At 39.5% G+C, this 12,803-nt stretch carries 12 protein-coding genes and 1 riboswitch; all 12 genes read left to right on the top strand.

The annotated features are described in order from the left end of the window. Position 1 precedes the first annotated feature (1 nt). The 12 genes from gltS (at position 2) to DXC23_RS03285 (ending at position 12,757) form a co-directional block, all read left to right on the top strand. Entirely contained in the window at positions 2-1,189 is a 1,188-nt protein-coding gene (gltS, locus tag DXC23_RS03335; protein WP_117704753.1) for a sodium/glutamate symporter, read from the top strand. Between the two features lie 17 nt (positions 1,190-1,206). Then, positions 1,207-1,377 (top strand): hypothetical protein, encoded by a 171-nt coding sequence (locus DXC23_RS12375; protein WP_158552419.1) that lies wholly within the window; start codon positions 1,207-1,209, stop codon positions 1,375-1,377. A 262-nt stretch (positions 1,378-1,639) separates the two neighbouring features. Then, positions 1,640-2,269 carry a class I SAM-dependent methyltransferase gene (locus tag DXC23_RS03330; RefSeq protein WP_117704752.1) on the top strand — a complete coding sequence of 210 codons (630 nt, stop codon included), beginning with the start codon at positions 1,640-1,642 and terminating at the stop codon, positions 2,267-2,269. Positions 2,270-2,286: 17 nt separating this feature from the next. Beyond that, positions 2,287-3,090: an SDR family oxidoreductase gene (locus DXC23_RS03325; RefSeq protein ID WP_117704751.1), complete on the top strand. Its 804-nt coding sequence runs from the start codon at positions 2,287-2,289 to the stop codon at positions 3,088-3,090. Positions 3,091-3,106: 16 nt separating this feature from the next. After that, the gene (locus DXC23_RS03320) at positions 3,107-3,814 is read left to right on the top strand and encodes a cohesin domain-containing protein (RefSeq protein ID WP_117704750.1); all 708 of its coding nucleotides are present in this window, start codon (positions 3,107-3,109) and stop codon (positions 3,812-3,814) included. A gap of 38 nt (positions 3,815-3,852) precedes the next feature. Next, positions 3,853-4,035, top strand: a riboswitch (cobalamin riboswitch). A 98-nt stretch (positions 4,036-4,133) separates the two neighbouring features. Next, the gene (locus DXC23_RS03315) at positions 4,134-5,600 is read left to right on the top strand and encodes a DUF4430 domain-containing protein (protein WP_158552418.1); all 1,467 of its coding nucleotides are present in this window, start codon (positions 4,134-4,136) and stop codon (positions 5,598-5,600) included. A 23-nt stretch (positions 5,601-5,623) separates the two neighbouring features. Next, on the top strand, positions 5,624-6,994 hold the full coding sequence (locus DXC23_RS03310) for a hypothetical protein (protein WP_117704748.1): 1,371 nt from the start codon (positions 5,624-5,626) through the stop codon (positions 6,992-6,994). Beyond that, entirely contained in the window at positions 6,994-7,506 is a 513-nt protein-coding gene (locus tag DXC23_RS03305) for a DUF4430 domain-containing protein (RefSeq protein WP_117704747.1), read from the top strand. The genes DXC23_RS03310 and DXC23_RS03305 overlap by 1 nt, the downstream gene beginning before the upstream one ends. Further along, entirely contained in the window at positions 7,506-8,369 is an 864-nt protein-coding gene (locus tag DXC23_RS03300) for an energy-coupling factor transporter transmembrane component T (protein ID WP_117704746.1), read from the top strand. Before DXC23_RS03305 ends, DXC23_RS03300 begins: the two co-directional genes overlap by 1 nt. Further along, positions 8,342-9,940, top strand: coding sequence for an ABC transporter ATP-binding protein (locus tag DXC23_RS03295; RefSeq protein ID WP_117704745.1), 1,599 nt, complete (start codon positions 8,342-8,344; stop codon positions 9,938-9,940). Before DXC23_RS03300 ends, DXC23_RS03295 begins: the two co-directional genes overlap by 28 nt. A gap of 1 nt (position 9,941) precedes the next feature. After that, complete coding sequence (locus DXC23_RS03290; protein ID WP_117704744.1) at positions 9,942-10,625, top strand: ECF transporter S component; 684 nt, start codon at positions 9,942-9,944, stop codon at positions 10,623-10,625. 89 nt (positions 10,626-10,714) lie between these two features. Next, the gene (locus tag DXC23_RS03285; protein ID WP_117704743.1) at positions 10,715-12,757 is read left to right on the top strand and encodes an InlB B-repeat-containing protein; all 2,043 of its coding nucleotides are present in this window, start codon (positions 10,715-10,717) and stop codon (positions 12,755-12,757) included. The last annotated feature ends 46 nt before the right edge of the window (positions 12,758-12,803 follow it).

Raw genomic sequence — 12,803 nt, 5'->3', positions numbered from 1 at the left:
ATTGAGCATTACACTTGATATGTATCAGACAATCGCAGTTGCTGTTGTTGTACTGATTTTAGGAAGTTTTCTTAAAAAGAAAATTTCTTTTCTCGAAAAATTCTGTATTCCTGCCCCTGTAATCGGCGGATTAATATTTGCCGTTTTCACATTGATATGCTATTCAACAGGAATACTTGAAATTGATTTTGACGACACTCTAAAAGAAGTCTGCATGGTATTTTTCTTTACCTCGGTAGGCTTTCAGGCAAACCTTAAGGTTCTCAAAAGCGGAGGAAAGCCGCTCCTTGTTTTTCTCATACTTGTAATCGTTCTTATAATTACCCAGAACTTTACAGCGGTCGGACTTGCAAATTTGCTCGGACTTGATTCCCTTGTAGGTATGACCACAGGTTCAATACCTATGGTTGGCGGTCACGGTACTGCAGGCGCTTTTGGTCCGGTACTTGAGGACTTTGGTATAAGCGGCGCTACAACAGTCTGCACCGCCGCCGCAACTTTCGGACTTATAGCAGGTTCGCTTATGGGCGGCCCTATCGGCAACAGACTCATCAAAAAGCATAATTTGCTTGATACAATAAAAGCGGAAGATGATACTCTCCTTGTTGAGGAAGAAGTAAAGCACGAAAGACATTTTTCAATGTATGCTCCTGCTGTATTTCAGCTTATAATAGCCGTTGGACTTGGCACGGTGGTTTCCGACCTGCTTTCTCTTACAGGTATGACTTTCCCAATTTATATCGGCGCAATGATTATAGCTGCTATTATGAGAAACATAGGCGAATATACAGGAAAAATTACAATTCATATGGGCGAAATAAACGACCTTGGCGGTATTTGCCTTTCACTTTTCCTTGGAATAGCAATGATTACGCTTAAGCTATGGCAGCTTGCCGACCTTGCGCTTCCGCTTATTATACTGCTTGCAGGACAGGCTCTGCTCATGTTCCTCTTTGCTTATTTTGTAGTATTCAATGTAATGGGCAGGGATTACGATGCGGCAGTGGTGGCGGCAGGTACTTGCGGCTTTGGTATGGGCGCAACTCCAAACGCTATGGCAAATATGCAGGCTATCTGCGAAAGATACGCTCCGTCTGTAAAAGCATATCTGCTTATTCCAATCGTGGGCAGTTTGTTTGCAGATTTTCTTAACAGCCTTACAATCACATTCTTTATTAATCTGTTGTAAAATGGAGGTAGTGTATTATGAAGGATAAGGATAAATATTTTGTTGAAACCGAAAATCTTGCTTTTCCTGAAATTCACACAGGCAAAGTAAAGCAAAAGTCAAGCGATAAACCCGACCCGGACGAAACTGTAACTTATGATACGGTAGCCGTCCCCGAAATTCATATTAAAAAGAAAAAGAATAAGTAATTATTTAGCCGTACATTTGTGTTGAGTATGAATGTACGGCTTTAATTATTTTATTCGAAAACAGAAAAATAATTATTGCTTTTCCTCATTGTAAAATACAATTTATTATGGTATAATAATAAAAATACACAGTAAAATATTACCTGAACAGTAAAAACAATGTGATAATTTACAATAAACACTGTTATGTAGTATAAAAATATCAGATTGAAAGATTTTATAGAATTTTAGATGAAGGTGTTTTACAGAAAGGACGACATTTGTGAAATATCATAAGCTGTTGGAAAATGCCAAAAAGCCAAAGGGTTTTTGGGGCAAAAAAATGATAAATTCAATGAACGAAGGTCATTATGAGCTCACCGGTTGGGCACTTGATCATATAAATCTTGAAAGAAATTACAGAGTACTTGATGTCGGCTGCGGCGGAGGACTCACCGTATCAAGAATTGCAGAGAGAATAGGCAATGGTAAGGTTTACGGAATAGACTATTCTGCTCTTTGTATCAAACACTCAAAAGCTCAGAACAGAAAAAATATTCTTTGTAATAAAGTAAAAATTATGCTTGCTTCTGTTTCTTCTTTGCCTTTTGACGATTGCAGCTTTGATGTTGTAACTGCGGTAGAAACCTACTACTTCTGGCCGGACAAGCTGAATGATTTGAAAGAGATATACAGGGTACTCAAGCCGAGCGGTAAACTTATGCTCGTTTTTGAAATGCTAAAAACTCCTGAAGAGCCTGACAAATGGAAGGCTGTTGAGGATAAAATAGGCATAAAAACCGTAACAGAGGAGGAGATAAGAGAAATGCTTGCAAAGGCAGGTTTTTCAGACATTGAAACTTACAAAAAGGAGGGCACTACCTGGCTTTGTGCCATAGGTGCAAAAAATTAAATAAAGCAGGTGAATGTATGAAGGCTTTAATTACAGGAGCAAGTTCGGGAATTGGTAAGGAAATTGCAAGGATCTTGGCAGCAATGGGGTATGATTTAATTATTGCGTCAAGAAATTATGATAGGCTGACAGAGCTTAAAGCTGAACTTAAAAATGTAAATGTCAGAGTAATCACCATAGATTTGTCGAGAGAACAAGACGCTATTGATTTGTACGAGCATTTAAAAGATGAGGATATAGATTTTCTTGTTAATAATGCAGGCTTTGGCGCATACGGCAGATTTTTGGATGTTCCTCTGAAAAGGGAGCTTGATTTAATTCACACAAATATAAGCGCAGTTCATATTCTGACAAAATGTTTTTTGCAGGATATGGTGAAGAAAAATAAAGGCTGCATTTTAAATGTAGGCTCGTCGGCAGGATTTCTTGCAGGTCCTACCTTTGCAAGCTATTACGCATCTAAAAATTATGTTGTAAGACTTACAGAGGCTATTCATGAGGAACTTAGGCGACAGGGCAGTAATGTTAAAATTTCAGTCCTTTGTCCCGGCCCTGTAAATACCAATTTTAATAATGTTGCAGATGTAAAGTTTTGCCTTAACGGACTTTCTCCCGACTTTGTTGCAAAGTACGCTATTGAAAAGACCATTAAGGGCAAAATGGTAATAATCCCAGGCTTTACAATGAAGGTGGCAAAGGTTGCTCAGCGCTTTGTAAGTGAAAATATGCTCACAAGAATTTCTTATAATGTGCAGAGCAAAAAAGAGGGACAGGCAAAGGATACAGTGCAGAAAAATTTTAATAAAGCAGAGCACGCTTAAAAGGGGCGGAGAAAATATGAAGAAGTTTATATCGTTTTTACTGATAGGATTTTTCATAGTTTTCTCCGCTCCGTCTGTTTTTGCAGTGAATACAGACGGCGTGATGTTCAAAACAGAGGATGCACAATGCAGTTTAAACAGGATAATAGCGGTTGAGGTGAGAGCAAAATCAAATCAGAAGTTGTCGGCTGTTTTGTTTAGGTTTTCATATGACAGAAATATTCTCGAATACCGCTCAATTTCCACGCCGTCCGACAGCATAGCCTATGCTTACGATAACGGACAAGCTCTGAATGTATCGTATCTATGCAAAAACGGAAAAAATGTCAGCAACGAAAGCACTGTTTTTACTTTAAAATTTAAGGCTATCGCCCTCGGAAAATCAGATTTAAAATATACCGCATACGATTGCGTTAATTCCTTACCTGAAAGTGTAGAAATATCCAAATGTGAAAGCGGAACGGTCTATGTGCAAAATGAAAACTCAAACTTAGGTGAAGAGGATACAGAGGAGCAAGGAAATTTGCGAAAATCAAGTGATGATGAAAAATACGAGAGTAAAGATATAACGGGTTCACTCAACTCAGAGTTTGCCGATAACAACACCTTTATGCTCGTTGTCGGTTTGCTCAGCGGAATTGCAGTGTGCGTGTTGTGTTTTATACTGTATTTATTCGTCAAAAAGCGAAAAAATAAGGCAAAAGATGAAAAACAAAGTCATTAGCTTGACATAAATACAATTATGCTATAAAATTTAATTTGAACTTAATAATTTATTATGGTTTATTCGCTTAATTAATAGGGAAGACGGTGTAAGTCCGTCACAACCGCCATTACTGTAAGCAGTTTATAATTTCGGCATATGCCATTGGGTAACCGAGAAGGCGCCGAAACCGCTAACGCAGGCTGTAAGTCAGGAGACCTGCCATAATAAGGTACAGCAACTTTCTTGGGCAACGGGAGAATAGTTATTGGGTAAAATCTTACCCTTTATATAGCTATGCCTCTTTTAAGGGGCTATTTTTTATATAAGGAGAATGTTTATGAAAAAGACAGCAAAAATTATTTCTGCTTCACTTGCAACATTGCTTGTGTCTGCATCGGCAGTACCGGCATTTGCGGCAGAAACAAAAGACATTACAGTTTCACTTCGTATTGAGGGTGTTGATTCTTGTGTCCTTTATGACAACTACACAATTCCGCAGGGCAGTACAGCGTCTGACCTCATTCAGTACGCAGACAGCCTTTCTGATGATGTTACCGTAACAGGTGCTGAAAACAATTACATTACAGATGTGAACGGCGAAACAGCAGGTAAATTCGGCGGCTGGGACGGCTGGCAGTACATTGTAAATTCAGTTTCACCAAGCGTTGGTGTTGGCGATTACACACTCAGCGACAACGATACAGTTGTGCTTTACTATGGCGATTTCCCATGCCTTATTCCTCAGATTGATACTTCAGCTTTAAACAGTGACGGTAAAATCAGCTTTAATGCAGAGTCAACTACATATGACAGTGATTGGAATCCAACCGTAAGTACAGTTCCTGTTACTGATATGACAGTTACTTTTGACGACAGCACATACACAACAGATGAAAACGGCACAATCACACTTTCAAAGGCTGACTTCACCTCAGGCAAGCACAGCGTACAGGTTGCTAAGAAGAACTCTAACGGCGCACCTACTGTACTTCGCTATGCAGATGATTTTTCAGTAAATATTTCAAGAGAAAATACTATCAATGTAAATCTCAGAATCGAAGGCCCGGAGGCTTGCTATTACAACGATACACTCGAAATTACAAGCGGCAGTAATGTAGCAGAGCTTATCAGCCTTGCAGATGAGATTTCTGATGATCTCGAAGTAGTTGGTGCAGATGCAGGCTACATTTCAGAAGTAAACGGCATTTCAGCCGGTTCATTTGGCGGCTGGGACGGCTGGTACTATGCAGTAAACGGTGTTGTTCCTAACTTTGGCGTAAAGGACTACACTCTCAGCGAGAGCGACAATGTTGTACTTTACTATGGCGAATATCCTTGCTATCTCCCAATCGCAGATACTTCATTACTTACAACCGAAGGTAAAATTACTTTTACAGCAAAGGCTACTTTCGGTGACGCTGTTCTTCCTATCGACAATATGACAGTATATTTTGACGGAAAAGAATACACAACAGATTACAATGGCGTAGTTGTAATTGATGAGAATCAGCTCACATTCGGCTATCATAGCTTACAGGTAGAAAAGTACGGTTACAGCGGTGCTCCTGCCGTTCTCAGATACGCTAGTGATTACAGAGTATTTGTAGATACAAAGATTATTAACGATGTAAACCTTGACGGTGAGGTTGATATTAACGATGTAACACTTATTCAGACAAGCCTTAGCGGCGATACTGTTCTTACAGATGAGCAGAAAAGAATTGCCGATATTGACAAAGACGGTAAGTTTGATGTAAACGATGTTACAAAACTCCAGACTATTATTTCAGGTCAGGCAGAATAATTCTAATAAGGAATGATTAATATATGCTGAAAAGAATTACAGCTTTGCTCGTATGTGCGGTTATGATGTCTTTATCGGTTGCGGTAAATGCGGCAGGCACATACACAAAAGAAGATATTTCAAAAGTCATTGACGGAATAATCTCATACAAGTCAGCCACACTCAAGGCTGACGATACAGCGGCATTTATGCAAAAGCTCTCCGCTACAACAGACAGCTCTGAAACCCAGTGGTACATTATTTCTATGTCAAAATACGGTAAAGATGTATCGGCAGTAAAGAGTTCTATGATAAAATCTGCTGAAAAGCTGTATCAATCCAAAAGCAAGGCTACTGATTTTCAGCGTACCGCACTTGCGCTTTACGCTTGCGGACTTAATCCCGAAGATATTAACGGATATAATCTCCTCAGTGACGGAGCTTATAACAGCGAAAATGTGAACAAGCAGGGCATAAATGCTTATGTTTATGCCTTGCTGTCACTCGACTGTGCAAACGCAAAAGTTCCGAGTGACGCAAAATACGACAGAGAGTATTTTATCAAAAAAATAATCGGTTTACAGCTTTCGGACGGCGGCTTTACTCTTATGGGAAAGTCAGCCGATACAGATGTTACCGCAATGTGCATACAGGCACTTGCTCCGTACAAATCCGACAGCTCGGTAAACGAGGCTATTGACAGAGCATTAAGCGTTTTGTCAAAAAAGCAGAATGATAAGGGCGGATATTCCTCTTTCGGTACAGTAAATTCCGAGAGCGTTTCTCAGGTCATATCGGCACTTGTTGCACTTGGTATAGATGTGCAGACAGATTCAAGATTTATTAAAAACGGAAATACACTTATAGATAATCTTATGTCATTCAAAAATTCAGACGGTGGTTTTGCTCATACCGAAAACAGCAAATCAAATAACATCGCTTGCTATCAGGCATTAAATTCACTTGTTGATTTGTATAAATATATGACTAAGGGCAACACAGAGATTTTTGAATTTGAAGAAACAAAGAAAAATAATACTGACAATGGAAATTCTCAGCAGGATAGCGGCAATACAGAGTCGGGCAATTCTGCTGTTAATATAGACAGCAACGATAAAAATAATTCTGTTAATACGGGCGATATTACGCAGAAACATAATTCGGAGTCAAGCAATTCCAATGAATACGAAAATCAAAAAATGGACTCGGCAAACGGTAACTACGAGCCGTTTACTTTAGCCTCAACTCCCGACTCAGTGGCGGCTAAATCAGAAGACAATAATAATTTTATTTATTATGTTTCGCTTATCGGTCTTATAGCTGTTGCGGTTGTGCTTATAATTATCAGATTAACCGTACTCAGAAAAAACGGCGAGCCATTCAGACTTTTTGGCAGAAAAAAGGGTGACAAATAATGAAAACTAAGCTACTGATTCTCTTATTGATTATTACCGCAGTATTTTGCGGCTGTTCGGTTCAGTCACCCGAGGACTATTACTCTTCCTCGTCTGAAAAAGAGGGAATGGAAGTCCTCATTTCTATAAACTGTTCAACTATTTTAAATAATATGGATCAGCTTGAGAGCGGACTTGAAAGCTATGTTCCGAGTGACGGCGTTATCTTAAAGCCTACAAAGGTAACCCTTGGCGAAAAAGCAACCGCCTATGATGCACTCAGTGAGGCGTGCCGTCAGAATAAAATTCAGTACGAATACGAGGGAACAGGCGCTGACATTTACATTGAGGGCATAGCTAATCTCTATGAATTTTCTTGCGGTCAGCTTTCAGGCTGGGAATATTGCGTAAATGATGTTTTCCCGTCGGTAGGCTGTAATTCTTATGATATACAAGACGGAGATACCATCAAGTTTTTATATACTTGCGACTTAGGCGCAGATATTGGCAATGAATTTACAGGAGAAGAATAATGTTAAGGTTTAATTCCTTTAATCCGATAGCCCAGCTTGTCTATTTTTTAGCTGTGCTGTCGGTGTCAATGTTCACTTGGAATTATATAATTTTACTGCTTTCGCTTATTTCGGCGGTGGCATATTCTGTTTTACAAAAGGGTTTTAAAGCATTTTTAAAATCCTTTTTTGGTTATGCGATGATTTTCCTGCTTGTAACAATAACAAACCCAATTTTTTCTCACAAAGGCATAACTCCGCTTGTCTTTATAAACGATGTGCCAATTACACTTGAGGCGATAGTTTACGGAGCAGTCCTCGGTTTAATGCTTTTGAGCGTAATACTTTGGTTTTCCGTTTTCAACAGCGTGTTCGATTCTGAAAAGCTGATTTATATTTTCGGCAGAATTTTACCTCGCCTTGCCCTTTTGTTTTCTATGGTACTCCACTTTGTGCCAAAGTTTATTTTAGTATTTAAGCGCACATTGTCGGCACAGTCTGACTTTTGCGGTAAAAATAAATTTAAAAAATATATCGTTGCGTTTTCGGCATCGGTATCGGTAATGCTTGAGGGTTCTGTGCAGACAGCCGACTCTATGAGTGCGAGAGGCTACGGAGTGAAAAAGCGCAGTTTTTATTCTCGTTTCCCGTTTACAAAGTCAGATGTTGCGTTTACGGCAGTAACTCTTACTATGTTTTTTGTTGTGCTTTCGGCATTTGCAACTGGTCAGCTTAGTTTTCAAATATACCCACATATCGAGATGTGCGATATTACAGTGGTATCAATACTCGGTATGGTATCATTTGGAGTGCTATCGTTTATGCCGTTTATTATTGAGTTAAAGGAGGAGCTTGTATGGAAATATTCTCTGTCAAAAATTTGAGCTTTACATATCCGCAAATGCAGACAAAGGCGCTTGATGATGTCAGCTTTTCGGTAAAAAAGGGAGAGTTTTGCGTTATATGCGGGCAGTCGGGATGCGGAAAAACCACATTGCTCAGATTGTTAAAACCGCAGTCTGCTCCTCATGGAGAAAAAAAAGGAGAAATCCTTTTTTGCTCGCAAAGTTTGGATAAGTGCAGTGATGTGGATACGGCATTCAAGATTGGATATGTAGCGCAAAATCCCGAAAATCAGATTGTTACCGATACCGTTATGCATGAGCTTGCGTTTACACTTGAAAATATGGGACTTTCAAGTGAAGAAATTAATATCAAGATAAGTGAAACCGCAACATATTTCGGACTTTCAAAAATAATTGAGCAAAAGACAAATTCACTTTCGGGCGGTCAAATGCAGATTCTAAACCTTGCGGCTGCCTCGGTTGCCGAACCCGATGTTTTAATTCTTGACGAACCCGCAAGTCAGCTTGACCCCGTATCGGCAGAGAATTTCTTTACTATTCTTGATAAGCTCAATAAAGACTTAGGAATTACGGTTATCATCTGCGAGCATAGGCTTGAAAATCTATTTCCGATTGCAGACCGAATTATTGTTATGGAGCAGGGCAAAATTATCTCGGACACAACACCGAGGGATACTTGCAAAAGCCTTTGCGCTGTTTCACAAAATCACCCTATGATGCTCGCTTTGCCTGTTCCTACAAGACTTTTTTCCGTTTCACATTCCGATACTATTTGCCCGATTACCGTAAAAGAGGGCAGAGAGTTTTTTGATAATCATTGCAGTGGCAAAAATATATCTTTAAATAAACAAGCAAGCAATAATTCTGCTGATGAAATACTATCTGTAAAAAATGTTTATTTCAGATACGAAAAGAAGTCAGAAGATGTGTTGCTCGGTCTTGACTTAACCGTAAAAAAAGGAGAAATATTTTCCGTTGTAGGAGCTAACGGCAGTGGAAAATCCACACTGCTTTCCGTAATCGGTTCAAGATTAAAGCCGTACAGGGGCAAGGTGAAGGTTTCTGAAAAAACCGCTACAATGCCACAAAATCCGCAGCTCCTTTTTGTAAAGGATACTTTAATGGAAGATTTTAAATCCGTTTGCGGAGATATTGAAAAAATTAATACATTAAGCCAACGATTTAATGTTTCAAAATTTTTAAATCATCACCCATATGACCTCAGCGGCGGTGAAATTCAGCGAGCAGGTTTCGTAAAGCTGCTGTTGCTTGAGCCAAAAATATTGTTGCTTGACGAACCCACCAAGGGTTGTGACAGCTTTTCAAAGGCAGAACTCGCAAAAATTTTGCGTGAGCTTTCGCAGAGCGGAATAACTGTTTTGCTTGTTACCCACGATCTTGATTTTTCTGCCGAGGTATCAACAGTATGCGCAATGCTTTTTAACGGCACTCTTTCAAAAAGACTTGAGCCGCACGAATTTTATTGCGGAAAAAGATTTTACACAACTTCTGCAAATAAAATTTCAAGGGGAATACAAGACGGCATAATTACTACCGCCGAGCTTCTTTCTTGTGTTGAGGAGGGCTAAAATGACTGCTAAAAAGGTAATTAAATATTTATGCGTATTTTTAGTAGCGCCGCTTATCGTGCTTTGCGGAGTATTTTTCTTAGGCGACAGAAAATACGCTTTCGTTTCACTCGCTCTTTCGGTAGTTGCCTGTATTCCTTTTTTTGTATCATTTGAAAAGGGAAAAAACGATGCTCGCAGAATTGTTATAATTGCGGTTATGACAGCGTTGTCGGTTGCAGGTAGATTTGTGTTTGCACCGATTCCGTTTTTCAAGCCTGTTACGGCTATTGTAATTATTACCGCAATTTATCTTGGCGCAGAGGCTGGCTTTATTACCGGTGCTTTTTCAGCCGTAGTTTCAAATTTCTATTTCGGGCAAGGGCCATGGACTCCGTTCCAAATGTTTGCTTGGGGATTAATAGGATTTCTTGCAGGTCTGCTTGCTAAAAGACTTCTTGAAAGCAAGGTACTGCTTATTATTTTCGGTGCGCTTTCAGGTGTTGTGTTTTCATTTATAATGGATGTGTGGACAACGCTTTGGGCAGACGGCACGTTTAACATTGCAAGATTCATTGCGAGTATTACAACCGCCGCTCCTTTTACGGTGGTGTATATGGTTTCTAATGTGATTTTTTTGTTGTTGCTTACAAAGCCAATCGGCAGAAAATTACAGCGATTAAAAACAAAATACGGAATATTTTAGGACAAGGGAGAGCCAAGCTTTCCCTTTTTTATTTTGTCGTGTATTATTTGCCTGTCTACTGCATATAATTTTTTGTATGGAGGTAATATATGGCAATGATAAAAAAGCACAAACAAACCTTGCTGTCAGCATTGCAGAGAGTGTTCTGCTTTATTTTGGCGGCAATCATTCTTGGCGCAGTCGGCGTTCCATCTGCTGTACTTGCGCTCGACAACTCTGCCCCGACAGTGGAAATTGTCGGATTTATGAGGGGGGATAGCAAAGACCTTCGCTCAAGTGAGCTTTTAATGGCAAAGCTAAGTAATTACAGCGGAAACCCTGAGAAGCTGACTTACGAATGGGAGAACAAGCTCGGCACTTATCTGTATGTGTTTGACAAACACGATATGGCTGTTGTGCGTGGCACAAAAAGTGAAATTGAAATTTACAACACTGACAAAAATGTTAGTCCGTCAAAGAATATGGCAGGCAGAACGCATAATAAAACCTATTCTAAAAAACGTTTTGCTTATGCGGCTGTATACGGCGCAGGTGTCAGCAGCGAGAAATTAAAGGGTGGTATTTCCGTAAAGGTAAAGGATTCATATGGAAATATCATTGCAACAGCATCTTATACCGATGATTTTAAAGATTATGATTTATCAAAGGATATGGCAAACGCAGTATTCGGTGTGTTTGAGGGAGAAACTGTTGACATCCTTAACCTTTTAGGTCAAAGCTCTGTTGTTCATGTTGTATGTCCTGCCTGTTATGTAAGTCAAGGAAAGATTATTTCGGGCAGTGATTGCATCAGCTTGGAGAAATCGCCTAACGGTTATAGTATTCGTGGACTTAAAGCAGGCGAAGGCGTAATAACAATTAAGCTTGAAAAGAAAAACTGTAAGTTCCATATGGACTCTGAGAACAGTTCAACCACAACGGTTAAGGTATTTAAAAAACCTGATACCTCTACAACCGCTACAACACTCACGCTTACAAACCTTGATGACCGTTGCGAATACTACATTGGCGGTGTTAAGGGCGAAGTTTCAGACGGAAAAATTGTATTTACAAATCTCACACCGTCTACTGAATATACAGTAGAGGTTAGGGGCAATTATATTGATGATGACGGTGTTCCAAAGACTGCCTATGCCTATGTGAAAGATACAACGAAGAACAGCTATTCGGCAAGTGTTGTGTTTAAACTTGATGACAGCATTGCAGACACTGAAACCATATTTGGAAACGCCTTTGAGGTTGCAGTAAAATCAGACGATGATTATATTTTATTGCAGAGCAGTGAAAACGGCTATACCGCTGAGCTTACTAAGGGTAATTATAAAGTATATCTAAAGGACGGCAACAGTTATAAGCAGATTGAAGATGTTGTACTTTGCGTAGATGAAAACAATAACAGCGCTGAAATCAAGTATTACTCAGTGCTTTATGATCTTAACGGCGGTACTCTGAACGAAGATTTAGAATATATCTATCGTGAGGGCGCATCTGTTACAACGATTGCAAGCAAGCCGACTAAATATGAATATGTATTTGACGGCTGGCAGTGCGGTGACGATACTTTCACAGGAAATCAGATTATAACTGAATCTATTAATAGAAAGTATGAATTATCCGCTCTTTGGGAAGTAGATAAAATCGGTGACGGAGAGAACCCTGACGGAATCCCCGATAAGTATCAGAAAAAAGTTACCTTTAAAGTGGTAAACGGTACTTGGGAGGATAAAACAAACAAAGATATTTCTTTCTATGTAACCCTGCTTGACGATAACGGCAAGTGGAGTGTAAACGGCTCGGCAAGAATAAATATTCCAACAGGTATGATAGCAAATTACGGCTACGAAAACGGCAAGTGGGATATTGAGCCGACTCAAACCGTATCGGGAACAGAAGAAGTAATCTATGTTTATTCATTTGAAAAGATAGCCGAAACAAAGCCACAGCCTACAACATCACAGCCAACTCCGACAGTGGAAACTGTTGTGCAGGAAAAAACAGTTTATAAAACTCAGTATGTAGAGCCAATAACACTAAAAACAGGTGAGAATCTCACATTTTTAGGCGTACTTTCGGGTTTATGTGCATTAGGCTTTGCAGGAACAATCATTTTCGCTAAGAAAAGAAGTAAGTAATAACAAAAAGGCGATTGCAGAGTAATTTGCAGTCGCCTTTTTTCAA

Origin of the sequence: Eubacterium sp. OM08-24 (genome assembly GCF_003438075.1) — a bacterium.
Classification (GTDB): Bacteria; Bacillota; Clostridia; order Oscillospirales; family Acutalibacteraceae; genus Ruminococcoides.
This window is presented reverse-complemented; position numbering and strand designations above follow the sequence as displayed.